This is a genomic window from Candidatus Avelusimicrobium alvi (assembly GCF_958451995.1).
Lineage (GTDB): Bacteria > Elusimicrobiota > Elusimicrobia > Elusimicrobiales > Elusimicrobiaceae > Avelusimicrobium > Avelusimicrobium alvi.
This window is the reverse complement of record NZ_CAUDSG010000006.1, coordinates 35,111-58,276: the sequence shown is the minus strand read 5'-3', so window position 1 is coordinate 58,276 and position 23,166 is coordinate 35,111. Positions and strand designations below refer to the sequence as shown.

At 54.8% G+C, this 23,166-nt stretch carries 22 protein-coding genes; 8 read left to right on the top strand and 14 right to left on the bottom strand.

Annotation, left to right across the window (positions count from 1 at the left end; all coding sequences use genetic code 11):
• The first annotated feature begins 473 nt into the window (after positions 1 to 473).
• Positions 474 to 1,328 carry a hypothetical protein gene (locus tag ACQY36_RS02285; protein ID WP_428077525.1) on the top strand — a complete coding sequence of 285 codons (855 nt, stop codon included), beginning with the start codon at positions 474 to 476 and terminating at the stop codon, positions 1,326 to 1,328.
• 99 nt (positions 1,329 to 1,427) lie between these two features.
• Here the strand turns inward: ACQY36_RS02285 and tnpA are convergent, their stop codons facing one another.
• Together tnpA and ACQY36_RS02275 are read right to left on the bottom strand one after the other, a co-directional pair.
• Complete coding sequence (gene tnpA, locus ACQY36_RS02280) at positions 1,428 to 1,892, bottom strand: IS200/IS605 family transposase (RefSeq protein ID WP_428077138.1); 465 nt, start codon at positions 1,890 to 1,892, stop codon at positions 1,428 to 1,430.
• A 174-nt stretch (positions 1,893 to 2,066) separates the two neighbouring features.
• Positions 2,067 to 4,118, bottom strand: coding sequence for a M3 family metallopeptidase (locus ACQY36_RS02275; RefSeq protein WP_428077524.1), 2,052 nt, complete (start codon positions 4,116 to 4,118; stop codon positions 2,067 to 2,069).
• Positions 4,119 to 4,187: 69 nt separating this feature from the next.
• Between ACQY36_RS02275 and ispH the strand changes: the two genes are divergently transcribed.
• The 3 genes from ispH to rlmB are packed head-to-tail and all read left to right on the top strand — an operon-like array spanning position 4,188 to position 7,748.
• Complete coding sequence (gene ispH / locus ACQY36_RS02270) at positions 4,188 to 5,879, top strand: 4-hydroxy-3-methylbut-2-enyl diphosphate reductase (protein WP_428077523.1); 1,692 nt, start codon at positions 4,188 to 4,190, stop codon at positions 5,877 to 5,879.
• A gap of 12 nt (positions 5,880 to 5,891) precedes the next feature.
• Positions 5,892 to 6,992, top strand: a complete 1,101-nt coding sequence (locus ACQY36_RS02265; protein ID WP_428071685.1) for a 6-phosphofructokinase — start codon at positions 5,892 to 5,894, stop codon at positions 6,990 to 6,992.
• Positions 6,993 to 7,001: 9 nt separating this feature from the next.
• Positions 7,002 to 7,748, top strand: coding sequence for a 23S rRNA (guanosine(2251)-2'-O)-methyltransferase RlmB (gene rlmB, locus ACQY36_RS02260; RefSeq protein WP_428056151.1), 747 nt, complete (start codon positions 7,002 to 7,004; stop codon positions 7,746 to 7,748).
• Positions 7,749 to 7,875: 127 nt separating this feature from the next.
• Here rlmB and ACQY36_RS02255 read toward each other — a convergent pair whose 3' ends face one another.
• Positions 7,876 to 9,090 carry a metallophosphoesterase gene (locus tag ACQY36_RS02255; protein WP_428077522.1) on the bottom strand — a complete coding sequence of 405 codons (1,215 nt, stop codon included), beginning with the start codon at positions 9,088 to 9,090 and terminating at the stop codon, positions 7,876 to 7,878.
• Between the two features lie 97 nt (positions 9,091 to 9,187).
• On the opposite strand from ACQY36_RS02255, the gene ACQY36_RS02250 reads away from it, so the two are divergent.
• From ACQY36_RS02250 to ACQY36_RS02235, 4 genes are read left to right on the top strand one after another with little or no spacing between them, the layout of a single operon-like run.
• Positions 9,188 to 10,066, top strand: a complete 879-nt coding sequence (locus tag ACQY36_RS02250) for a hypothetical protein (protein ID WP_428077521.1) — start codon at positions 9,188 to 9,190, stop codon at positions 10,064 to 10,066.
• Between the two features lie 9 nt (positions 10,067 to 10,075).
• Positions 10,076 to 10,831 carry a sensor histidine kinase gene (locus ACQY36_RS02245; RefSeq protein ID WP_428071688.1) on the top strand — a complete coding sequence of 252 codons (756 nt, stop codon included), beginning with the start codon at positions 10,076 to 10,078 and terminating at the stop codon, positions 10,829 to 10,831.
• The gene (locus tag ACQY36_RS02240) at positions 10,828 to 11,349 is read left to right on the top strand and encodes a hypothetical protein (RefSeq protein ID WP_428077520.1); all 522 of its coding nucleotides are present in this window, start codon (positions 10,828 to 10,830) and stop codon (positions 11,347 to 11,349) included. The genes ACQY36_RS02245 and ACQY36_RS02240 overlap by 4 nt, the downstream gene beginning before the upstream one ends.
• Positions 11,339 to 12,358, top strand: a complete 1,020-nt coding sequence (locus ACQY36_RS02235; RefSeq protein ID WP_428071692.1) for an AI-2E family transporter — start codon at positions 11,339 to 11,341, stop codon at positions 12,356 to 12,358. Before ACQY36_RS02240 ends, ACQY36_RS02235 begins: the two co-directional genes overlap by 11 nt.
• Before the next feature lie 248 nt (positions 12,359 to 12,606).
• On the opposite strand, the gene ACQY36_RS02230 is transcribed toward ACQY36_RS02235, so the two are convergent.
• The 11 genes from ACQY36_RS02230 to ACQY36_RS02180 all read right to left on the bottom strand — a co-directional run bounded on the left by ACQY36_RS02230 (position 12,607) and on the right by ACQY36_RS02180 (position 23,002).
• Positions 12,607 to 13,107 carry a hypothetical protein gene (locus ACQY36_RS02230; protein ID WP_428056139.1) on the bottom strand — a complete coding sequence of 167 codons (501 nt, stop codon included), beginning with the start codon at positions 13,105 to 13,107 and terminating at the stop codon, positions 12,607 to 12,609.
• A gap of 45 nt (positions 13,108 to 13,152) precedes the next feature.
• A complete protein-coding gene (locus ACQY36_RS02225; protein ID WP_428077519.1) occupies positions 13,153 to 13,737 on the bottom strand; it encodes a hypothetical protein in 585 nt (194 codons plus the stop codon).
• Positions 13,737 to 14,453, bottom strand: a complete 717-nt coding sequence (locus ACQY36_RS02220) for an FKBP-type peptidyl-prolyl cis-trans isomerase (protein ID WP_428077518.1) — start codon at positions 14,451 to 14,453, stop codon at positions 13,737 to 13,739. The genes ACQY36_RS02225 and ACQY36_RS02220 overlap by 1 nt, the downstream gene beginning before the upstream one ends.
• 13 nt (positions 14,454 to 14,466) lie before the next feature.
• Positions 14,467 to 15,402 carry a hypothetical protein gene (locus ACQY36_RS02215; protein ID WP_428077517.1) on the bottom strand — a complete coding sequence of 312 codons (936 nt, stop codon included), beginning with the start codon at positions 15,400 to 15,402 and terminating at the stop codon, positions 14,467 to 14,469.
• Positions 15,403 to 15,410: 8 nt separating this feature from the next.
• Entirely contained in the window at positions 15,411 to 16,721 is a 1,311-nt protein-coding gene (locus tag ACQY36_RS02210) for a hypothetical protein (protein WP_428077516.1), read from the bottom strand.
• An 8-nt stretch (positions 16,722 to 16,729) separates the two neighbouring features.
• On the bottom strand, positions 16,730 to 17,320 hold the full coding sequence (locus tag ACQY36_RS02205; protein WP_428056129.1) for a penicillin-binding protein activator LpoB: 591 nt from the start codon (positions 17,318 to 17,320) through the stop codon (positions 16,730 to 16,732).
• A 39-nt stretch (positions 17,321 to 17,359) separates the two neighbouring features.
• Positions 17,360 to 17,809, bottom strand: coding sequence for a hypothetical protein (locus ACQY36_RS02200; RefSeq protein ID WP_428071049.1), 450 nt, complete (start codon positions 17,807 to 17,809; stop codon positions 17,360 to 17,362).
• Between the two features lie 45 nt (positions 17,810 to 17,854).
• Positions 17,855 to 18,802, bottom strand: a complete 948-nt coding sequence (locus tag ACQY36_RS02195) for a DMT family transporter (RefSeq protein WP_428077515.1) — start codon at positions 18,800 to 18,802, stop codon at positions 17,855 to 17,857.
• Positions 18,803 to 18,901: 99 nt separating this feature from the next.
• The gene (locus ACQY36_RS02190; protein ID WP_428056123.1) at positions 18,902 to 20,641 is read right to left on the bottom strand and encodes a [FeFe] hydrogenase, group A; all 1,740 of its coding nucleotides are present in this window, start codon (positions 20,639 to 20,641) and stop codon (positions 18,902 to 18,904) included.
• A gap of 2 nt (positions 20,642 to 20,643) precedes the next feature.
• Entirely contained in the window at positions 20,644 to 22,527 is a 1,884-nt protein-coding gene (locus tag ACQY36_RS02185) for an NADH-ubiquinone oxidoreductase-F iron-sulfur binding region domain-containing protein (protein WP_428077514.1), read from the bottom strand.
• Entirely contained in the window at positions 22,517 to 23,002 is a 486-nt protein-coding gene (locus ACQY36_RS02180; RefSeq protein ID WP_428056119.1) for an NAD(P)H-dependent oxidoreductase subunit E, read from the bottom strand. Before ACQY36_RS02180 ends, ACQY36_RS02185 begins: the two co-directional genes overlap by 11 nt.
• Between the last annotated feature and the right edge of the window lie 164 nt (positions 23,003 to 23,166).

The following is a 23,166-nucleotide window of genomic DNA, read 5'->3' as shown; positions in this document are numbered from 1 at the left end:
ATAAAAATGCCAAACAAGACGGGCCGTATTTTCCCACTGTATCAAAAAAAAAAAACAAATCAACCCCCTTGCCGGGGGCAGGCAATCTGGCCTGGCCAGGGTTAACGCAATAAACGGTGCTATTAATTAGATGGGAACAACAAAGGGGGTATGAAGCCGCCCGCAGGGTCCGTCCTCCCTTTCCCTGACGGTGCCATCCGACGAATTGGGCCACACTGTCTAAACAATGTTGCCAAGCACCGTAACAACGAGTCCAAAAAGCCGCACCCGCCGGGCCAGCTGCAGGGTCCGGGCCTTGGGGTCCTGGCGGCGCGCAGCGTGCCTCAACCAGGGCTAAAGCAATAAACGGTACTTTTAGTTAAATGGAAACAACTCAAGGAGATATGCTAAGACCAGCATAAAAAGACAAAACGGCCGCGCCCGGCAGACATCTCCGCCGTTCAGAATTCATTTCTTTTTGGTATTATATGAATATGAACATTTTACTGGGTTTACTTGTACTGGCCGCAATAGCCGGCCTGGCGGCTACTACGCGCACGCGCACGGCGCAAATTGCGCGGATGGCCAAGCTGAACGGCTGCCGCTTTGACCGCGAAAAAGATTCCGTCACCACCGAGCTGACTGCCGGGCGGCTGGAATTTTTCACGCTGTTTTTCCACCAATACCAAAACGTGTGTACGTGCTCCGACAACCTGGCCTTCATCCGCGTGGCGGACGATAATATCTACGCCGACGACAACCCCAAAACCAAACCCGCGCGCATTACGATTTTTACGGCGGAACTCAAAAAACGCCAGTTTCCCGCTTTAAAAATCGCGCCGATTGATTCGCCGTTTGCGCCGTCCCAATATGCGCTGATGAAAACCAACATCCCGGCCATAGACAGCCGCTACCGCATCCACGCGCCCACCCCGGCCGCCGCGCTGGTGCTCACGCCGTTTATCATCGGGCTGTTAAAAACCCGCAAAAATATTTATTTGGAGCTGAACGACAATGCGCTTGTGTATCACGAAAATGCGCAAATGTCCATCGCCGAGTTCCAGCCATTCCGTTTCCGCGCCATTCAGATTCTGCGTGAATTTGAAAACGTCATCCTCAAGCTGGACCAGGCCAACCCCTCCACCACGGCCACGCTGACGCCTACCGCCCAGGACGCCGCCGAACAGCGCGCCGAAGCCATGTTAAAAGCGCTCTGCACGCCGCAGAATCCCGTCCAGATGCGGGAAGGAAACGGCTGGAGAGGCATGTGGATTATCGTACTGCTGGCGGTACTGCTCGGGATGTCCTTCCTGTCGTGGTTTATTTTAAATAACTGGACGGCCCGTTAAACTTTCCCTAAACACCAACAATAAATATCCCCCGGCATAGCCGGGGGTTTTTCACATTGGGGCCCTGCCCCTCCTTACTAGCCAGGCGTGGAACGCCTCTCAACAGCCTGTCGCCCGCGTCTCCCAGGGACTCTTGTCAAACGGCAGCTGCGCTCCCAGCTTATCTTCCCTCAACTGGTTTCTTATATATTCCGCTATCTTTATCTTATTCTTTCCCACTCTATCCACATAATACCCCCTACACCAAAACTCCCGGTTCTTATACTTGTACTCCATATTCTTCCACCGTTCGTATATCAACAAACTGCTTTTCCCCTTTATATACCCCATTACGCTCCCTACGCTATATTTCGGGGGGATTGATAACAACATGTGTATATGCTCTGGACATACTTCCGCTTCTATTATCTCTACTCCCTTCCATTCGCATAACTTGCGCAGTATTCTTCCTATTTCAACCCTTTTTTGCTTATAGAACACCTGTCGCCTGTATTTCGGAGCAAACACAATGTGATATTTGCAATTCCAGCTTGTATGTGATAATTTATTTATGTCCTTATCCATGTTAAGGACCTCCTTTTGTTAAATTGCCTGCTAGCACAGGCAATTTATTATACAAAAGGAGTTTTTTTGTCTCGGGGTCCGGTAGAACCTACTCTGAACCACCGGCCTAGCCGGTGGTTTTCTTTAGACAACAAACCGCGCTTTTTAGAAAGCGCGGTTTTTTACCGGTCCAAACTATTTCGCCTCAATACCCAGGCTCTTTAAAAACGCCCGGTCATTATACGGACGGCCCAGGAATTTTTCCACCATTTCATTTTCGTCATACACCGTGCCGGGCATATAGACATACTCGCGCAGGCGCAGGCCGAGCGCTTCGTTAAACAGGCCCTGCCGCTCAAACTCGCCGAAAATATCTTCCGCAATCACCAAAGACCAGGCGTATACGTAATACCCCACGTCATACGGGTCCGTAAGCGACATAATATGCCCAAAGCTCGCCTGCGGCCAGGTGCCGGGAGTCATCGGCACGCCGGTAATGTCTTTCATCATCCGGGCGTAAAGCCGGGTGGTATCCACGCGTGTGTCCGCCGCGTGCGCGGCCAGGTCAAACTGACCCAAAAAGTTCTGGCGGATAAAGGCCGAAGCCACGCCCGCGTTCTTGGACTTAACCAACGCCTCAATCATCCCGTCCGGCAGCGGTTCGCCCGTTTGATAATGCGCGGAAATACTTTTTAACACTTCGGGCTGCCAGGCCCAGTTCTCCAGCAGCTGGGAATGGGTTTCTATATAATCCCAGGCGACGTTGTCCCCGGTCAGCGTGGCGTATTTGGACGTGGCCATAGACATCTGCAGCACGTGCCCGAACTCGTGGAACAGCGTTTCCACCTCGCCGTGTTCCAGCAGGGAAGGCACGCCGTTACCGGCGGGCGTGAAGTTGGCGGCGATAACGACCGACGGCGTTTGGAAGGAGCCGTCCGGCAGTTCAAAGCGGTCCACAAAACTCCAGGTGGCGGCGTGGGTGTATTTGCCGTCGCGCGGGTAGAGGTCCATATAAAAATTGGAAATCAGTGCGCCCGTTTTTTTATCTTTGATTTGGTACACCGCCACATCCCGGTGCCACACGGGTAAAGACGCTTTTTCAAACGTTACGCCAAAGAGTTTGCCAAACGTATCAAACATCCCGGAAATTACTTTGTCCGCCGGGAAGTATTCTTTGATTTTGTCGCTGTCCACCCGATAGTATTTTTTCTTGTACTGATTGCTCCAGTACGGCAGTTCCCAGGCGGTCATTTCTGTGGCTTTCCGCCCGGTCTCTTCTTCTTTAAGCTTTAAATAATTCTTTAATTCCGCCTGCGCCAGCGGCGTAATTTCTTTTTGCAGGTTTTGTAAAAACTGTTCCAGCGTTTTGTAGTTTTTCGCCATCCGCACGGGAAGCACATAATCCGGGTAGCGCTTATACCCCAAAAGCGCGGCCTGCCTGCGGCGCAGTTCCAGGGTGTCTTCCAACAGTTTTACGTTTTCTTTCCCGCCGCGCCGCGCAAATTTTTCCTGTAAGGCTTTGCGGGCTTTTTCGTTTTTGGCCGAGGCCATAAAGGGATTGTAATCGGGGTATTTAAGCGTAACGATATACTTGCCGTCCGGCGTGCGTTCCAGGCGGTTGATAAACGTCTCGCCCAGGCCGTCCAGCTCTTCGCGCGTAACGGCCAGCTCGTCTTTGTAATTGTTGAGGTTTACGTTATAGCGCGTGATTTTTTCCAGCCGCTCGGTATTGAGTCGGGCGTAGAGGGCCGCGTCTTTCCCGTCCAGCGCCATCCCGGCGCGCTCGTAGCGCTCCATCCATTTGGCAAGCAGGCGCGCATCCTCGTGCGAAAGGGCGGGCGCCGCCTCCGCATATTCCTTCAGCGCGCGGTACACGTCCTTGCGCGCAAATACGGCCGCCTTGGCCTGGCTGCCTTTGGCTTCCAGCGCGGAAGCGGCTTCGCGCACGGAGGCGTTCTCGTGAAAATACGCCAGGAGCGACAGGTTTTTCGGCACGAACCAATACGAAGTGTACGCGTCTTCCAGCGCGCGGACGGTATTGTTAAAGTCCCGGTCGCCGGCGGGAATACGCACCAGAAAATCCAGATTTTGGTTAAGTTCATCGGCCGCGCGGGCTTCCAGCGCGGAAATTTCCTGCGGCGTATAGTCAAAACGGAGATGCCCGTTTTTGAACATATCGCCGTATGCGCCGGCAAACGCCGCGCAGGGCAGCACAAACGCCGCCAAACCCATCATCATTTTATTCATAGTTAAATTATAGAAAAAATAAACCCGGCCCGAACGGACGCGCGCGCCCTAATTTCCTATAATATAAGTATGGAAAAAGAACAGGACGTCACCGTCGCCAAAAGCGCGGGCTTTTGTCCCGGCGTAAAACGCGCCATTGACAAAGTGCTTGAGCTGGAGGCCGCAGGCAAAAAACCGGTTTACACCATCGGGCCGCTGATTCACAACAAGCAGGTAACCGATATGCTGGCCGCCAAACAAATCACTTCTATTGACCGCCCGCAGGACGCCGCCGACAAATCCGGCGTGCTCGTCATCCGCGCGCACGGCATTACGCCCCGCTTCCAGCAGGAAGTGCAGTCGTGCGGAATGGAAGTGGTGGACGCCACCTGTCCGCTCGTCAAACACGCGCAGAACATCATCGCCCAATACGCAGAGCAGGGGTATCATACCGTCATCGTGGGCGACGGCGGACACGCCGAAGTGATCGGGCTTTTAGGCTACACGCAGGGCAAAGGCGTAGTGGTTTCCGGCCCGGAAGAAGCCGCCCGGCTGCCGCATTTTGACAAGGTAAACGTCGTTTCCCAAACCACGCAAAAAGAAAGCGTATTTTACGAGACCGCCGAAGAAATCAAAAAACACGCGGACGAATGCCAAATTTCCAACACCATCTGCCAGCCCACCAAAGACCGCCAGAAAGAAACCATTGAACTCGCCCAAAGCGCGGACCTGGTAATTGTCGTGGGCGGCCGCCACAGCGCCAATACGGCGCGCCTGGCGCTGTTATGCAAAGGCCTCGCGCCAGCCGTCCTGCACGTGGAAACCGAAGACGAACTGGAAGCCGCGCCCGTTACGCACGCCAAGAAAATTTTTATCACCGCCGGCGCTTCCACCCCCAACTGGGTGATTGACCGCGTGGCCGCGCGCGTACGCGAACTGCGCAAGCCCAACGCCACGTCCCGCCTGTCCGGTCTGGCCGGGAAAATATGGCGCTTTTTGGTGCGCAACTGTTTTTACACGGCGTTCGCCGCTTCCGCGCTGACCTATGTGTGTATGCGCCTGGAAGGCGTACCGGCCGACAGCCGCCTGCTGGCTTTTTCGTGGCTGTTTGTTTATGCGCTCACCGCGTTTAACCGCGCGGCCGAAGCCGAACCCGGCCAAAACCGCCGCTTTTTAACCGCCGCGGCCATTCTTTCGGGCCTCTTCGCAACGGGCACCGCTTTCTTGCTGGGCGGCGGCGCGCTGACGCTGTGCCTGCTGTTCCTGGCCGCCGGATTTGCTTATCCGTTCAGGCACCTGCTCAAACTGCAGCTGCTTTCCCTGCCCGGCACGAAAGACATAGTAACCGCCCTCGGCTGGGCGTTTACCTGCGCGCTCCTGCCCGCGTACGAACACGGGCTGCTCTTGCGCAAAGCCTCGTACCTGGCTATTTTCTATACGATTTTACTGGTGTTTATGCGTTCGGTTACGCTGGGATTTACGTCCGCCAATAAAGATTTAATCATCGGACGCGAAAGTTTTTACAAAGCCTTCGGCATGAAAAAAACCAAATGGGCCGTTACGCTGATTCTTTTGGCGCTGACGGCCGCGCTGGCTACGCTCTTAACGCTTACGTGGAAACCCGCCCTGGTGGAGATGCTGCTCATCGGCCACCTGTACACGGTTTTTATTGTAATATATTACTATAGCAAGAGCAGTACCCGCAGCGTGAAGGATGAAACGCTGATTGACGGACAATTTTTCGTACTGTGGGCGTTAAGCGGCCTGGCCGCGTATTTGTAGTTCGGAGGGGATATGAGCATTAAAAAGATTGGGATTTTAACCGCCGGCGGCGACTGCCCCGGCTTAAACGCCGTTGTACGCGCCGTAAGCAAAAACGCGCTGCGCCACGGCATTGAAGTATTGGGGTTTAAAAACGGTTTTGACGGACTGGTGCGCAACGAATACCTGACGATTACCGACGACACCGTTTCCGGCATTTTAACCATGGGCGGCACCATTTTGGGCACCAGCAACATCGCCAACCCGTTTAACTATACGCTGCCGCCGTTCGGCTCGCCGGAGACGCCGCGCGATTTGTCTTCGGTCGTACTGCATAATTTTAAAGAAAACCAGCTGGACGCTTTAATTACCATCGGCGGGGACGGCACCCTGCATATGTCGCAGCAGTTTGTGGACCTGGGGATGCCCATCGTGGCCGTGCCCAAAACCATTGACAACGACCTTTCCGCCACCGACCAGACCTTCGGCTTTGACTCCGCGCTCGCCGTCGCCACCGAAGCCATTGACCGCCTGCACACCACCGCCCAAAGCCACCACCGCGTGATGATTATTGAAACCATGGGCCGCTACGCGGGCTGGATTGCCCTGCGCTCCGCCATCGCCGGCGGGGGCGACATTGTGCTGATTCCCGAAATCCCGTACAACGACGACGTAATCGTCAACTATATTCTGGACCGCAAAAGCAAAGGCAAAACCTTCAGCATCGTGGTGGCCGCCGAAGGCGCGAAAAACGAACTGGGCGAACAGACCGTCGCCCGCACGCTGGCCGGCAGCACCGACCCCATCCGCCTGGGCGGTATTGCCTACAAGCTGAGCAATATGATTGAAGACCGCACGAAAATTGAGTCCCGCGCGTGCGTGCTGGGCCACACCCAGCGCGGCGGCACGCCCACGGCGTTTGACCGCTGGCTCTCCACCCTCTACGGCGCGAAAGCGCTTGATATGGTGCTGGAAGGCAAATTCGGCTATATGGCCGCCTTCCGCAGCTTCCAGATTACGGAAGTAAAAATCGCGGACGCTATTTCCAAACTTAAACTGGTCGATCCGCACGGCGAAGAAGTACAAGCCGCGCTGGAAGTGGGAATGAGCTTCGGCTCGTCCGAAATCGGCTGAGGAGCAAAAATGAACGACAATCTGGATATGATTTACGGCATTCACCCGGTGATGGAAGCGCTGAAAAGCAAAAAGCGCAACGTAACCCAGCTGTATGTGTCCGACAACAAAGCCGGACACCGCGCCGTGGAAGAAATCATCCGCCTGGCTAAAAGAAACAATGTAAAAATTGACCGCATTGACGTCAAAACGCTGGACCGGCTGACCCGCAACGCCAATCACCAGGGCGTGATGGCTAAAATCCAGCCCATCAAACTGATGAAGCTTTCCAACGCGCTCTACGAAGCCGACGGAAACAAAAAAGACCTCTGGCTCGCCGTGGACGAGATGACCGACCCCCAGAACCTGGGCGCGATTATCCGCAGTGCGGCCTGCCTGGGCTTTTCCACCATCATCCTGCCGCAGCGGCGCACGGTGGGCATTACGCCGGCGGTGTATAAAGTGGCGTGCGGCGCGATTGAAAACATCAATATCGTAGAAGTGGCCAACCTCTCCGCGGCGCTTACCGACCTCAAAGAAGAAGGCTTTTGGGTATACGGCGCGGATATGGCCGGCAAACCCATTAACACGGTGGATTACGCTTCCCCGGCCGTATTGGTAATCGGCTCGGAAGGATTCGGCATCCGCGAAAAAACGGCCGAAAACTGCGACGAAATCGTTTCCATCCCGCAAAAAGGCGGCGTGGAAAGCTTAAACGCGTCAGCCGCCGCCAGTATCATTATGTACGATATGATGTCCAAAATTCAGTTAAATTAGTTTTACGGCGCAATCAAAGCCCCCGGTTTTCACCGGGGGATTGTTATTTTATATCCTCATATAACACGGACCAAAGATTTCCTCTTTGGTCCGTGTACGTAAATCTGCTCATACGAAAGCTGTTAATCTACAGATAAATCTCCAGGGTGTCCAACTGCTTCCCTTTATCACTGTACACTTTAAGCGTCAGTTTCCGGTCCACAATCTTGCCCGACGCATAATGCCGCGTAGACACAAAACGTGCGGTGGACGCGTCCGAATGCTGCCGTTTGCCCGGCGCGGGCGCGGCGGTGCCCAGCGTAACATACGTTACGCCGCGCGCATTGGGTTCCCCGCGGTACATCGGGAAGGTGCGCTCGTAATCGGCATCTCCGCCCTGAATCACCAGCTTCACGCGGTAATCTTCAAAAATTTTCACCCAGTTCAGCGCCACTTCGTTATTGCTTCCGCGTGCGCCGGTGGAATACGCGGGCGCGTTCATCACCACGATTTTCCACTTTTCCCCCGCCGTAGCCAGCGTGGACTTCAGCCATTCCGTCTGTGCGGATTTCTCGCCGATTTCCGGCGCCCATACCGCGCCTTCGGCCACGTTGGTGTCTAAAAAGATAAACCGCGCGTTGGCCGTATCAAAGGAATAATACTTCGGCGTGGCCTTGCTCCAGGTCATATCGTGGTAGCGGGAATAGTTGGTGCGCAGGAACGATTTGCTTTCGCGCTGTTCGCGGTCGGGCCCGTATTCGTTGGGGCCCAGCGCCACAAATAACGGATTCTTGGAAAGCACGTTTTTAAACGGTTCAAAAAATTCGCGGTCGGCATCCTGGTTCAGCCCGCTGTGGGTGATGTTGCCCGTGTGAATTAAAAAATCGCTTTCTTCCTGCTCCATCAGCGCCGCCAGCCCGGCACGCGCCATGGCGGCTTCGTCCGGCACCGGAAGGCCGTCCAGCGAGGGGAGCGGGATATCTTCCCCCGTGGCTCCGAGGGCCAGAAAATTCACCACCTTGCGCTCGGCCGAATACAGCGTGCGGAACGTGCCCGTAACGGGCTCCTGCACGCCGTCTTTGGCGGAATTGTTTACATATATGCGGTAGCAGAAATCCTGGTTGGGCACGAGGCCGTATAAAATGGCCTTATGCTGGGTGCCTTCGGGCGTAACCGTCATAATCTGGTTGCAGCGCGGCGAGGGGCCGTATTCCAGCCACGCGGGCGTGGCTTCGTCCGTCTGCCATTTGACGATCATGGTGGTTTGGGTCGGGTCCTCAATATAAGGCCCGCGGATAATCTGCGCCGCGTACGCATATACGCCGCCGAACAGGAAAAGGGAGAGTAAAAGGATTTTGTTCATCTTCTTTATTCTACAAAATATCCCCCCGTAAAAGAAGAAAGCCCCGTATAGCTAAAAAACGCCCCGCAACGGCTTTAAATTTGGTTAAATGGAATATATGAAAAAACTCATTTTATTTTTTATGCTGTGTGCTGTTTCTTCCGCCGCCCTGCAAGCCCGTACGGTAGACGTGTCGGCGGCTTATATCGGTTCCTCCCGTTTTGACCAGGTAAGAGCGGGGGCCGCGGCCGCGCTGTCGCTTAACCTGCTGGCCGGCGTGGAAGCGAAATACATCAAAGAAAAGGATTTTAAAGACCCCATCTACTCGGTCAACGTCCCGTTTCGGATGGATTTTGACTTGCTTAAAATCAACATCACGCCCTTCTATTATTTTAAGAATAAAAGCGATAATCCCGCCTATCAGGACGCTTCCGCCTACGGCCTGGCCACCCAGTTTATTATGACGCTGGAAGACGACGAGGTGAACGACCTTTACACCCACGCGTACATCGGCGTGGCGTACGCCCGCCAGAAAGGCACCGCGTTTTATGACGACGGCTCCGAATCCGACGAAAACTATTCCCAGATGGCTTACACCCTGGGCCTGCATAAAAACTTTTTCCGCGCGTTCGGTTTTGAAGCCGCCGCCAGCGTGTTCCAATATCCGGACGGCATCACCAGGCTGAAGTCTTTCCGCGGCGTGATGGACCAGCAGGAACTGGCCTTTACCCAAACCTTTGACGTCGTGCACGATTTGGCCAAATACACCTTAGGCGCGCGCATTACGCGTATGTGGACGGACAACCACTCCACCTTATACCTCGGTTACCGCTACGGCGAGTATTACACCGCCGACCCGGAACATTCGTTTATGGTGGGCAACTCGTTTACGGTGGCCCGCGCCGTCAGCGCGGACATCGCCTACAACCACGTACGCACCATCCATAACGACAACAAGCGCGACATTTTATACGCCCGTCTGGCGGTATCTTTTTAGGAGCGGCATATGAAAGAAGAAGAAAAAAACACCGCCATTTCTTCCCGCGCGCTGACGCTTATTTCGCATAAGCTCAAAACGCCGCTTTCCATCATCAACGGCTATTCGGAAGCCATCCTCTCCCAGGCCGGGAAAGAAAAATTTTCGCCCTTTACCGCCAAAGCGCTGGAAGAAATCAACAAGCAGGGCGGAAGGATGTCCCTTCTGGTGGACAAGCTGGTGGCTTTTAACAAAGTAACCGCCGCACAGAACGAAGGCATTGAAAAACAGCCCGTCTATTTAAAACCGCTTATCAAAGACTGCGCCGCCAAAGCCATCGCGCAGGAAGAAGAGACCGCCGTACCCGAAGCGCCGCGGGACGAGGCTTCCATCAAACGCGGCACGTTTGTGGAAATTGACTGCCCCGAACGTTTAAGCGTTACCGCCAACGAAGAAATGCTGCGCCTGTGCATCCGCGAACTTTTGGCCAACGCGATTAAATTTAACAACAAAATGGAGAAAATCATTAAAGTACAGTGCGCCAACCACGGAGACAGCATCTCCATTTCCGTGCGCGACTACGGCGCCGGCATCCGCCCGCAGGACGTAAGCCGCATTTTTGACCCGTTCTACCAGGTGGACGACTATTTCACCGGCCAAATCAGCGGCTGGGGACTGGGCCTTCCCATGGTAAAACGTATTTTGGACCTGCACAACGGGTCCATCAGCGTCGTGTCCGACCGGGGGCTCGGCTCTATTTTTACCATTAACTTCCCCCTGTTATGAACTGCGAAGAACTTTTGGAACAAATTTCCGCCCGGTGCGACGCACTCCGTGCCGATTTAAACGCCGCCGCGCAAAACCTGCGCGAGTTCAACCGCCGCCTGGAGCAAATTGTGCAGCAGCTGCACAAAAATATAGACGTGCGGGACGCGGACTTCGCCGCCCAGTTTAACGAGTACTGCCTGAGCCTGCGCCAAAAGCTGGACGAAGGCGAACCGTTCTGGACCGGGGCCCGCACGGACATCCGCTCCCGCAAAGACGCCGAATGGACCGGAGACCTGGCCCTGCCGGCCAAGGGGTTAAACAGCCGCGCCAAAACGCTTTCCCGCGCGTGCGACGAATTTACCACCGCGTATGACTTATTTTGCAAGAACTATAAAAGTTTTACCGCGGCCAAACTAAACGTATGGCTGCTGACTTCCTGCCAAAACGATGTTTCCAGCCTGACCGGAAAAATACTCTTTCTGGCCCGGGAAATCGCCAAAAAAACCGAACGAAACAGGGGGCCGTATGTTTTCTGACAAAACAACCCATTACTATTTAAAAGCCAGCGCCGTATGCCTGACGATTATCGCCGCCGGCATAGTAACCGCGTTTTTGGTATACACCAAATCGCTGCTTATTCCGCTGGTTATTTCCATATTCCTCTACACCATCCTCGCGCAGATGACGCTGTATATGAAACAGAAGTTCTCCTTTCCGTCCTGGCTCGCCATGACGATTTCCATCCTGCTCTGCGCGGCGTTTTTTGCGGGCGTTATTTTGTTTACGGTCAACTCCGTGGGCACCTTCCTGAAAGGGGCCGAAGTATACCGCCAGAACCTGATTGATACGATTACCGACCTGATCTCCCGCCTGCAGCAGCACGGCATTACGCTGGACCAGAAGTTTATTGAAACGTATTTGCGCGAACTGCCGCTGTTCAACTGGCTTAAAAACTTCGGCGGAAAACTTTTCAGCTTAATTTCCAACACCACGCTGATTATTTTGTTTATGACGTTTTTCCTCTTCGGCAGCAAAAAAACGCCCCCGATTACCAACCCCGCCATTAAAGAAATGCTGGCGAACGTATCGGTGTATCTGTCCGTTAAGCTGATTGCTTCGCTGGCTACCGGGCTGGTGGCGGCGGCTATTTTATTCGGGTTTCAGGTTAAACTGGCGGCGCTGTTTGCATTATTTGTATTTCTGCTGAACTTTATTCCCAGCGTGGGCTCCATTGTGGCCGTGCTGCTGCCCGTACCCGTGCTGTTCCTGCAGTTTGGGCTGGGGCCGCAGTTCTTTCTGGTTATCGGCCTGCTTTCCGCCACGGAGTTCACCATCGGCAACCTTTTAGAACCCCGCTTTTTGGGCGAAGGGATGGATTTACATCCGGCGGCGGTGGTGGCTTCCCTTATTTTCTGGACGCTCGTTTGGGGCGTACCGGGAGCCTTCCTCTCCGTGCCGATTACGGCTTCCATTAAAATCGTCTTGAGCAAAATCAAGCATACCCGCCCCGTAGCCGAATTTTTGGCGGGCCGCCTCCCCCACTAGGCCTTCCAGGCCGGGGGATTCCCAGACACGTTTAATGGACGGGTTTAGGCCACACTCTCCCGCCGGGACGCGCCCTTCTAAAACGACAAAGCTTCCAGGCCGGGAATTCCCGGGTGCGTTTAAACTGTACTCTGCTCCATACCGTGTACGGCTCGGACGCAGTCCATTAATCTTCCTTTTCCCGCACAGGACAAACAAAAAAACCGCTTCTATAAGAAGCGGTTTTTTTGCTCATCATAACAAATCAACTACTGCGCCGGCGCAACGGATGGGGGCGGCAGTTCACTGCGGACCTTATTAAACAAGTTCGTTTCCGTAGCGCGCTGCAGGAAAGCTTCCCACTCCTGCTGTGTCAGTTCAAAATCGTCCATCACAATGTACGAAATCTCTTTCGCCGTATCTTTGCCCACCGTATTATTTCTGGTGTATTCGTTTTCCAGCTCCACATAGCGGCTGGCCACGGCATAATCAATCGCTTCCTGCGTATAGGAAGGGATTTGCGCATCCGGGTTCATCGTATTCGTATCAAATACGCCTTGGTGGGCCGGAGCGGTTTCAAGCGGGCGGTCTCCCGACGGGGTGAACATCTCGCTATGGTCGTCCGCGCGGTTTTCCACCGTGGGCACGGTATCCGTTGAATTCGTTACCCGGCCGAGCATCAGGTTGGAACAGGCGGAAGGATTAACGATAAAGTAGATGCTTAAAATGATAAAGACTAAAATAGCTGCTTTAAGAAAAATTTTGAGCACAGGGAAACCTCCTGATATTCTATAGAATACAATATTTTTCCGTTCTTATTCAGCTTTTTTTGTCTGCGGCGCGGCCTCAACCGGTCCGGCGCCCTGCAGCTGCTTGACGCTTTCCACAAATTGAGGGTTGGTAAAAATCTGCTCAATGGTCTTGGCAAAGGCGGGATTTTTCATACTTTCCTGCACCACCCGGCCCACCTGCGGATTTTCTTTTAAAATCTTTACAAGCTCTACGCCGCCCAGCGCGCCCAGGTCCTCCACGCCGCCTTGCGTGGCGGCGGCCAGGTCGCGGTTGAATTTTTGTATGTTCGGGTCCTGCTCGTAATCGGCCAAAATGGAGGCGATGGTCTCCTGCGCCTGCTGTTTCTGCCGCTCGTCCGAAAGCGGCGCGTCTTCCAGGAAAATGGCGGTTTGGGACGGGTCAAACACTACGGGGCGGCTGACGGGTTCGGGCAGGGGGGCGGCCAGCGTAACCGGTACGTTTTGAAACGTAAATACGCCCTTGTTGGCGGCCTCTTCGGCGGCTTTTTCGGCCGCTTTGCGTTCGTATACCTGATAGCCGCGGACCGCGCCCATATACAAGAGCGCGGCCAGCATAACGGCTATCAAAATATAGCTTACCTTGGACATTACATCCCCAGTTCAATCATCTCAATATCAAACACCAGCGCGGAGTTCGGCGGAATCTGCCCCACCGGGCGGTTGCCGTACGCCGTATCGGGCGGGCAGACCACTTTGGCGCGGGAACCGGGCTTCATCTGCTGCAGGGCTTTGGTCCAGCAGGGGATGACGTCGGTCAGCTTGGTTTCAAACGCTTCGCCGCGGTCGCGGGAGCTGTCAAACTTGGTGCCGTCAATTAAAGTGCCGGTATAATGTACTTTAACCGAGCCGTCGGCCTTGGGCGTTTTGCCCTTGCCCGCGCGGCTGAGTTTAATCATCGCGCCGTTATCCAGCGTTTTTACGCCTTTTTCTTTCTTAAAGTTCGCCATATATTCCTGCTGTTCGGCTTCGCGCTTGGCGGAAATGGTTTTGGCGTCGTCCTGGTATTTCTGAATAATCTGCGGTTTGTATTTTTCCAAATCCGTCTGCGATTTTTTGTTAAGCAGGCTGTCGCGCATACCCTGGGAGAGGGCTTTGTAGTCGTCCTCGTTGTCCAGCACGAGCTGGCGTTTTAAATTGTCCCCCAGCAAAAAACCCAGCGAGTAGAGCATTTTGTTGCGTTCGGCCGGATCCTGCACCTGGGCGGACGAAGCGTCGGCAGAGGCGGCGGGCGCCGTTTCGGGCGCGGTCTGCGCGGACAAAAGCACCGGCGCAAACAGTAAAGCTAAAATCATTGTTTTTTTCATGTGTATTTCTCTCCTATTTCGTTTTCAAATACGCTTCCAGCCGGCGGGTAATCTGCGCGGCGGACTGTTCCCCCACGCTCTGCATACTTTTGCGCAGCGAATCCGCCGCCCGGGACGTGCCGGCCCGTTCGTGCACATTAAAACGCGAGAACGTTACCCCGCGCGCCGCATCCACCAGGCTTACGGACGCGCCGCTGGAACACCACACCAGGCCCTGCACTTTTTGGGAATCGTAGCCGTCCACATCCGTGGCTATTTTCACCAAAATCGTTTTGTCGGGATCGGAAAGGTCCACCACGCCCAAACCCATTTGGTTCAGCGCGTCCACCACATACGTGACCATCACTTCCGATTCCACCCCTTCCACGTCAACCGCCACCAGCACGGCCGCCATTTTTTCTTTTAAAATGTTCTTATACTGCGCGAAGCGTTCCGGCTGATAGCTCTCCTGCCCGGCGTCTAAGAACTGGTACAAATCGTCCAGCGCGGCGCGGCGGGCGGCCAGCGGCTCCATTTTATAGGCGATTTTTAAATCCGCCAGCGCATCGGCCGGAGAAGTAAACTGTTCGGCCAGCCCGGCGAGTTTGGCGTCCGCCTGGTCCATCAGCGGCGTTAAAATTTTGCGCGCGCTGCTGCGCGGCAGAACCGCCAGCGCATAAAAATGTTTGCCCGAAGCGTCCTGGTCGCGCCAGACTTTGTCGGCCGACGCGTTGGCCATCAAATCCGGCACTACGCCCTGGTTGGCCGCGGCGGGCGCGTTTTGCACCATTTCGCGCCGCATATTTTCAAGCGCGTTGCTCGCCGCTTCGGTTTTATTCATCCCTTCGCCGGCCACCACGTAATACTTGGCGGAGTCGTACTTGGACATCTGATAGTTTACGGTATTTTTATTAAGCCCCGCGCACGCGCATACCGCCAGCGCCGCGGCGCATAAAATGATTTTTTTCATATACCCTCTCAATTTGCCGTACGGTGGTGCAGGTAAATTCTCCCCCCGCGTTCCACCGGCACGTTTTCAAACACGTGTTCTCCTATTATATTACCATATCCGTCGCGAAACAACAGTTTTATATCCTGCGTTTTCGGGGTGAGAAAAAGCCGCGTCATCCGCACTTCGGCGGGCAGCGTAAACCACTGGCGCGTATCGGCTTTTTCAAGCGCGGCGCCCAGCGCGCTGACGAACATTCCGGCCAAATCTCCCACCGTATCGTCGTTAGCCGCCGAACGGGCGGCCTGGCGGGCCTGGGCCGCGGCCACCTGTTTGGCCACGGCGCGAGTGGCCGTGCGGAACCAAATACCGGGCAGTTTTTCGTCTAAATCCATTTTGGCCGCACCCGCAAAATCGGCCACTTTTTGGGTAACGTACCGCTGGCCGCCCGCTTCCACAAAAGAAGACGCCACGCGAAAGGGCTGTGGAACCAGTACCGGGTAAGACAAAGTTACCGCCGAGCCGAAAAGCCCGGCCGCAAGCGCGTTCTGCACTTCGGGGGAGACGGAATCCGTCGTTTCCTGCGGCGAAGAAGCCATCGCCGCCGCTTCGCTCCAGGCGACTTGAACCGTTTGCGTTTTTTTAAGCGGCAGAAGGCCGTTATAGTGGAAAATAATCACTTCCCCCAGTTCGCCCGCGTTTTTGGGTACGGAAAACTCCGGCGCGGACACGCCCAGCTTTCCGCCCAGCCGCCGGTAAGCGTTAAAGGCGTTCTGGCGCGCGATGCGCGCGTCCGACAGCTGCCCGACGGACTCAAACACCAGGCTGGCAAAATACTGCACAAAAGGGTCGTCGTTATAACCTTTGCGTTTGTCCGCGCGCAAATGGTCTAAAAAGAACACCGCGCGGCGCGCTTCCACGGCGGCGGAGGAAACGTCTCCCCGCTGCAGAAAATTCTGCGCGCGGTAATAATATGTAAGCGCGCGCTCGTAATTGGCGGCGTAGTAAGGGGTGGTTAAATCGTTAATCAACAAGCGGCCCGCGGAGGCCGAAACGCTTTTGGCGTAGAGTTCGTCTATATACTTCTGGGCGGAGGCGAGCATTTCGTCGCTGGCGGCGGGGTCTTGCGCGTCGTGCAGCAGGGCGGCGCGGTCCAGGTAAAACAGCACGGCGTCCTTCTTTTTGTAGAGTTTATTTTTTTTCGCCGTTACCCGTTCGTCCGCTTCCCGGAATTTGCCGGCGGCGGACAAACGGTTGATTTCGGTTTTATAACGCAAAGAAGGCGCCGCACACGCGGAGCAAACCAAAGCCAGCCCCAACAAACATATGCGCGCCTTCATAAAAAATCCTACCAGGTTACTTTACTGCGTTTGACGTATTTTTTAATTTGTTTCTGCCCGTTCCAGACGATTTGGTTCGTTTCAATGTTAATCAGTTTTAAATTAACCTGATAGAACACCACCGCCTTGCTGCCGGACTGGTCCACCACGGAGTTCAGCACGCCGCTTAACATAAAGTCCGCGCCGACTTCGCGCCCGAACGCCTTGCGGGTTTCTTCAGAGGCGAATTCGTCCTGCTCCAGCCGTTCCGTGCGGATTTCGCCGCGTTCGGCGGCGGAGGCCACAAAATCCACCTTGGCCGAGTTAATCAGCGCGCGCTGCATTTCTTCAATAAATACGCCCGTGTTGATATGCTCCATCGTGTTGTTGGTCACCGTACCCACGATGACGGTGGGCTCTTTGCCGCTGCGGGTCAAAAAGCGGTTATACCAGCCGCCCTGCAGGCAGTCGGTAATCATTTCCTGGGCGACCATTTGGGCGTCCGTATCGTTCCAGCCGCCGCTTACGTCTTTGACCAGATTGGTCTCCACGCGTTTCACGCTGGGCGAGCAGGCGAATAACAAAGGCAGTACCAACAATGCGGCCAATGCTTTTTTCATAGAGAGTCTCCTTACAAAATTTTAATTTGTCCCATCAAACTACGGCTGCGCCGCACCGGTTAAATCCACGCGCGAGCAGATATGGCTGCCGGCGATGGAACCGTCTTCGTGCGAGCAGTCCACGGAACCTTTCGCCAAGTCCAAATCAAACCATTTCGGCAGGCCTTTGTGCTGTACGCGCAATACGCCGCCTTCTTCCAGCCGGTAGACGTAATCGCTGCACTCCATTTCAATTTTATCCCCGTCCCGCACCACCGGGCACGGCAGGGCGAGCCCCAGCTGCGCAAAATCCGGCGTATACGCGCCGTGCTGTGTTTTATAGGTGGCTTCGGCAAAAGCCAAAGCTTTACCCAAATCCAGCGCGCGCTGGGCGGAGGCCACCGTTTTATGCTTTTGATACTGCGGCCAGCCCAGGGCTATTCCGAAACCTACTATAATTACCAACCCCAAGACAATCGTGTGGATGGAACCGCGTTGTCCAAGAACCATATAATCTCCTTTCCTGCGATTTTTTTATATTGTAGCAAAAACCCGTCAATGATACGGCATGATGTCGGGATGTATCCCTTTCACCTTCGTAATATAGAATAATTTTCCCAGCCGGTATCCCTTTTCCAAAGCCGGCGCCAGCACCACCAGCGTGACCGCCAAAATAATCAGCGCCACGCCCCAGGCGGTCATCCGGGTAAACGGCTCGCCAAACACCCACACGCCCACGGTCATCGCCGTTACGGGCTCCATCGCCCCCAATACGGCCGAAAAGGTGGACCCGATAGACTTGATGGCGGCCACCAGCGTCAGGTTGGAAACCACCGTGGGAATCAGCGCCAAAAGCGTTAAATTCAAATCGCACCGCCAGGTGGGAATACGCTGTAAATCCCCCATCGCGTATGCGCCCGCCAGCATAAACAGCCCCGTAAATAAAAACACGTAGAACGTCAGCTTGGCGGAAGCCATATCCCGCACGCATGATTTATTTACGGAAACGATATATATGCCGTATGACAGGCCGGACAGCACCGCCAGCAAGATACCCGTAAAACTCACGCCGCCCGCTTCGCCGTTCCACGAAAGCATCGCCACGCCGGACACCGCCAGCACGATGGCGGACATCGTCCAAAACGAGTTTTTCTCTTTAAAAAAGACAATCATAATCAGCGCCACAAACACGGGATACAAAAACATCATCGTGGTGGCGATGCCGCTGGCGAGGTAATGATAGGACCAGAACAAAAACACCGCCGAACCGGTGTAGAGCAGGCTCAGCCCCGCCAGCGCGGCGGCTTCCCGCCGCGTTACCCGAAACGAACGGCGCATCACGAACAAAAAGGCGCCCATCATCAGCATGGAAATAAAAAAGCGGTAAGACAGGACGGACGGCACATTCATCCCCGCCGCCATCAGCGGAAGCGTAAAAAGCGGAATGAGCCCGAACGTGGCGGACGTAACAATCCCGCAAATAAATCCTTTCCAGTTAAGCATATATAATATTGTAGCTTTTTAACTCCCTTCCGCCCAACCCGGCAGCTGAAAGGGGCGGGGAAAAATCCCCGCCCCTTTCGGCAAAACAGACGCATCCGGTTATTTTTTCTGCCCGGTGCGGTCCTTCTGGTCTTTATAATGCGTATGCAGCAGGCGGTGCGCTTTCTGGCCGCCCACTTTATCCAAAATACGTCCGTAGAGCGCCAGCACGCCGCTGTTGTCCTGCGACTTGTACGCCAGCTCCGTATCTTCCTGATACAGCCCTTCGGCGCGTTTTTTGCGCGGGGCCCAGCCGTCAAACTGAGGCTGTCCGGCGCCGGCCACGCATCCGCCCTGGCAGGACATTACTTCAATAAAATCATAATGGTCCTTGCCGGCTTTGATGTCATCCAACAGTTTGCGCGCGTTTTTAAGGCCGCTTACCACCGCGGTGCGGATTTTAACGTCCCCCACCTCAACGGTTTTTTCTTTAAATACTTTGCTCTCGCGCAGGCTGGAAAATTTAACGCTGCGCGCGTTGGCCGGGTCCAGCTCCGCCAGCGCATAGCGAAGCGCGGCTTCCATCACGCCGCCGGACGCGCCAAAAATCACGCCCGCGCCCGTTTTGGTGCCAAACGGCATATCAAACCATTCGTTTTCCAGGTTCACGAAATCAATGCCCGCCTCTTTAATCATACGCGCCAGGCCCACGGTGGTAACGACGTAATCCGTATCCGGGTTATCGTCCACGTAGAACTCGCCGCGTTTGGCTTCGGATTTCTTGGCCGAGCACGGCATCACCGCCACGACCACGAGGTCTTCGCGCTTGCCGCCTTTTTCCTCAAAATCCGCCTTCAGCACCGGGCCCATCATCTGCATGGGCGAGCGGGCGGTGGAGAGGTTGGGAATAAATTCCGGCGCGAATTTTTCCACATAGTTTACCCACGCGGGGCAGCAGCTGGTAAACTGCGGCAGGTTGGTGCCGTTTTTAAAGCGCGTTAAAAATTCGGCGGCTTCCTCCACAATCGTCAGGTCGGCCGCGAAGGCGGTGTCGTAGACGTAATCAAACCCCAGCATACGCAGCGCGGCGGCGATTTTGCCGTCCACATTCTGCCCCTGGGGCAGGCCGAAAATTTCCCCCAGACCCACGCGCACCGCCGGAGCGATGTGCACGGCCACTTTTTTCTTGGGGTCGTTAATGGCTTTAAACACCTCTTCAATTTCCGACGAGTTGGGCATCAACGCGCCCGTAGGGCATACGCGCGCGCACTGGCCGCAGGACACGCATTCGTGGCTTTGGCCGAGTTCTTTGTTAAACGCGGTGGCGATTTTGGAGCGGAACCCGCGGAACGCAAAATCAATCGCGCCGATTCCCTGCACTTCGTTGCAAATGCGCACGCAGTTGCCGCACAAAATGCATTTGCTGTGGTCGCGCACCAAGGCGGGGGAAGTGGCGTCTTTATGGCTGTCCAGCTTTTTGGATTTAAAACGGATTTCCGTTACGTCCATATCTTTGGCCAGCTTCTGGAGTTTGCAATTGTTGGACTTGCTGCAAAGCGTACAGTCGTGATTGCCGGAGGAAAGCAGAAGCTCCAGGTTGATGCGGCGCAGGTGGCGGATTTCGTCGCTGTTGACGCGCACCTTCATCCCCGCCTTGGGGGCCACGGTGCACGACGCCACGATGCCCATCCCTTCCACCTCCACCAGGCACAGCCGGCACGCGCCGTAGGCGGCCAGCTCCGGATGGTAGCAGAACGTCATAATGTTGAAGTTGGCCTTGCGGACCAGTTCCAACAGGTTTTTTTCGCCTTCAATCGGAATTCTTTTTCCTTCAATGGTAACAAATTGTTCTTTTTCCATAATTACGCTCCCGTTACGACCGCGCCGAATTTGCAGGTGGATTTGCAGCCGCCGCATTTGATGCATTTTTTGGGGTCAATGTGGTGCGGTTTGCCCACTTCGCCGGTGATGGCCTGCACGGGGCAGGCGCGTTTGCACATGCCGCAGCCTTTGCATTTCTGGGCGAGGATTTCAAACCGGGCAAGCGCTTTGCACACGCCGGCGGGGCAGCGTTTGTCCACCACGTGGGCGAGGTATTCCTCTTTAAAATGTTTCAGCGTAGAGAGCACCGGGTTCGGGGCCGTTTTGCCCAGCGCGCAGAGCGACGCTTTCTGCACGGCCTTGGCCAGGTCTTCCAGGTTTTCCAGCGTTTTTAACGTGGCGCGGCCTTCCACAATGTCGTTTAACATCGTAAGCATCTGCTCCGTGCCTTCGCGGCACGGCACGCATTTGCCGCAGGATTCGCGCTGCGTAAACTCCAGGAAAAAGCGCGCGACGTTTACCATGCACGTCTTGTTGTTCATCACCACCAGGCCGCCCGAACCGACCATCGCGCCCGCGGATTTTAAGGAGTCAAAATCCAGGGGCAGGTCCAGGTGTTCGCGCGTTAAACAGCCGCCCGAAGGGCCGCCGATCTGCGCGGCTTTAAAAGCGGATTTATTGACGGTGCCGTCGTCGTTGGTCGTACCGCCGGCCACGTCGTCAATCACCTGCCTTAACGTGGTGCCCATCGGCACTTCCACCAGGCCGGTGTTGGCGATGTGCCCCGTTACGGCGAACGTCTTGGTGCCCGGGCTGCCCAGCGTACCGATTTTGCGGAACTCCTCCGCGCCCATTTCCATAATTTTGGCCACGGTCGCCAGCGTTTCCACGTTATTGATGACGGTGGGTTTACCGAACAAGCCGCGCTGGCTGGGGAACGGCGGTTTAATTTTGGGCATACCGCGTTTGCCTTCCACGGAAGCGATTAAAGCGGTTTCTTCGCCGCAGACGAACGCGCCCGCGCCTTCCATAACGTTAATTTTAAAATTCTTGCCGGAGCCGAAAATGTTTTCGCCCAGAAGGCCCAACTCTTCGGCCTGTTTAATGGCGGTGCGCACGCGCTCAATGGCCAGCGGATATTCCATGCGCACGTAGATATAGCCTTCGTCGGCGCCGATGGCGCGCGCGGCAATCATCATCCCTTCCAGCACGGCGTTGGGGTTGCCTTCCATAACGCTTCTGTCCATAAACGCGCCCGGGTCGCCCTCGTCGGCGTTACAGATGACGTATTTTTTGGGGCCGGGTTCCACGCGGGTCAAATCCCATTTTTTACCCGTCGGGAATCCGCCGCCGCCGCGCCCGCGCAGGCCGGAGGCAATTATTTCTTTGCAGACTTCTTCGTCCGTCATTTCGGTATACGCGCGCTTGGCCTGGGCGTAGCCGCCGTGGGCGATGTATTCGTTGATATCTTCGGGATTAATGCGGCCGCAGTCGTGCAGCAGGATGCGTTCCTGCTTGGCGTAAAAAGGAATGTCGGCCACGGTTTTGGCTTTTTGGTCGTTTACGGGATTATGGTAGAGCAGGCGGTCCACCGTTTCGCCTTTCAAAAGCGTTTTTTCCACAATTTCCGCCACGTCTTCGGGTTTTACTTTGGTGTAAAAAATATCCCCCACGCTCACCAGCGGCCCCATGGCGCAGAAACCGCGGCAGCCGGAAAGGCTTAAATAGTTTTCGTGGCAGTCTTTGGTGATTTGCAGGCAGAAGCCGATGTGGCGTTTTTCCATTTCTTTCTGGAAAGCTTCGTATACTTTCATTGAACCGCCCGCAATGCAGCCCGTTCCGCCGCAGATGACTACGCGGCCGGTGATTTTTTTGTAAGCGTCGTTATAATCTTTGGCGATTTTTTCAATGTTCTTAGTGGGCATTTTTAGCCTCCGAAGCAATCACGGAATCAATAATTTCCACGGCTTTGGCCGGAGTAATCTGGCCGTGCACCGTATCGTCCATCACCATCACGGGCGCCAGCCCGCAGGCCCCCAGGCAGGAAACGCATTCCAGCGTAAACATCATATCGTCGGTGGTTTCCTGTCCGTCTTTCAGTTTTAATTTGTCTTTCACCGTGTTAATCACGAAAGAAGAACCTTTCACGTGGCAGGCGGTGCCGTTGCACACTTTAATAATATGCTTGCCTTTGGGCGTAATGGCGAAATGCGCAAAAAAAGTGGCTACGCCGAACACTTTGGCCGGGGAAATATCCAACTCGTTGGCGATAAAACGCATAATATCTTCGGGAAGATATTTGTATTCATCCTGCACTTTTTGGAGAATAGGTATCAGCTTGGAGCTGTCGTAATCATAACTCTTGAGAATCTTTGCGGCGGGGGTGAATCTGTCTGTCATACTTGTTCCTCTCTCTGGGCGATGATAAAACACGCGGCGCGCAGACAAGCCGCGCCGATACGGCAGATAACACGTTTAACTTGAAAATAATAGCCAGGGACTTCTTTCCCTATTATAACTCCATCGGTCCGCCGTGTCAAACGCGTTTAGCCGTTTGACACAAA

Excerpts from the sequence above, each read along its gene's own strand:
- ACQY36_RS02185 (WP_428077514.1), bottom strand. The coding sequence starts at position 22,527 with ATGCCCACTAAGAACATTGAAAAAATCGCCAAAGATTATAACGACGCT.
- ACQY36_RS02210 (WP_428077516.1), bottom strand. The coding sequence starts at position 16,721 with ATGAAGGCGCGCATATGTTTGTTGGGGCTGGCTTTGGTTTGCTCCGCG.
- ACQY36_RS02205 (WP_428056129.1), bottom strand. The coding sequence starts at position 17,320 with ATGAAAAAAGCATTGGCCGCATTGTTGGTACTGCCTTTGTTATTCGCC.
- tnpA (WP_428077138.1), bottom strand. The coding sequence starts at position 1,892 with ATGGATAAGGACATAAATAAATTATCACATACAAGCTGGAATTGCAAA.
- ACQY36_RS02285 (WP_428077525.1), top strand. The coding sequence starts at position 474 with ATGAACATTTTACTGGGTTTACTTGTACTGGCCGCAATAGCCGGCCTG.
- ispH (WP_428077523.1), top strand. The coding sequence starts at position 4,188 with ATGGAAAAAGAACAGGACGTCACCGTCGCCAAAAGCGCGGGCTTTTGT.
- ACQY36_RS02255 (WP_428077522.1), bottom strand. The coding sequence starts at position 9,090 with ATGAACAAAATCCTTTTACTCTCCCTTTTCCTGTTCGGCGGCGTATAT.
- ACQY36_RS02275 (WP_428077524.1), bottom strand. The coding sequence starts at position 4,118 with ATGAATAAAATGATGATGGGTTTGGCGGCGTTTGTGCTGCCCTGCGCG.
- ACQY36_RS02240 (WP_428077520.1), top strand. The coding sequence starts at position 10,828 with ATGAACTGCGAAGAACTTTTGGAACAAATTTCCGCCCGGTGCGACGCA.
- ACQY36_RS02215 (WP_428077517.1), bottom strand. The coding sequence starts at position 15,402 with ATGAAAAAAATCATTTTATGCGCCGCGGCGCTGGCGGTATGCGCGTGC.
- ACQY36_RS02245 (WP_428071688.1), top strand. The coding sequence starts at position 10,076 with ATGAAAGAAGAAGAAAAAAACACCGCCATTTCTTCCCGCGCGCTGACG.
- rlmB (WP_428056151.1), top strand. The coding sequence starts at position 7,002 with ATGAACGACAATCTGGATATGATTTACGGCATTCACCCGGTGATGGAA.
- ACQY36_RS02190 (WP_428056123.1), bottom strand. The coding sequence starts at position 20,641 with ATGGAAAAAGAACAATTTGTTACCATTGAAGGAAAAAGAATTCCGATT.
- ACQY36_RS02220 (WP_428077518.1), bottom strand. The coding sequence starts at position 14,453 with ATGAAAAAAACAATGATTTTAGCTTTACTGTTTGCGCCGGTGCTTTTG.
- ACQY36_RS02225 (WP_428077519.1), bottom strand. The coding sequence starts at position 13,737 with ATGTCCAAGGTAAGCTATATTTTGATAGCCGTTATGCTGGCCGCGCTC.
- ACQY36_RS02200 (WP_428071049.1), bottom strand. The coding sequence starts at position 17,809 with ATGGTTCTTGGACAACGCGGTTCCATCCACACGATTGTCTTGGGGTTG.
- ACQY36_RS02235 (WP_428071692.1), top strand. The coding sequence starts at position 11,339 with ATGTTTTCTGACAAAACAACCCATTACTATTTAAAAGCCAGCGCCGTA.
- ACQY36_RS02180 (WP_428056119.1), bottom strand. The coding sequence starts at position 23,002 with ATGACAGACAGATTCACCCCCGCCGCAAAGATTCTCAAGAGTTATGAT.
- ACQY36_RS02265 (WP_428071685.1), top strand. The coding sequence starts at position 5,892 with ATGAGCATTAAAAAGATTGGGATTTTAACCGCCGGCGGCGACTGCCCC.
- ACQY36_RS02195 (WP_428077515.1), bottom strand. The coding sequence starts at position 18,802 with ATGCTTAACTGGAAAGGATTTATTTGCGGGATTGTTACGTCCGCCACG.
- ACQY36_RS02250 (WP_428077521.1), top strand. The coding sequence starts at position 9,188 with ATGAAAAAACTCATTTTATTTTTTATGCTGTGTGCTGTTTCTTCCGCC.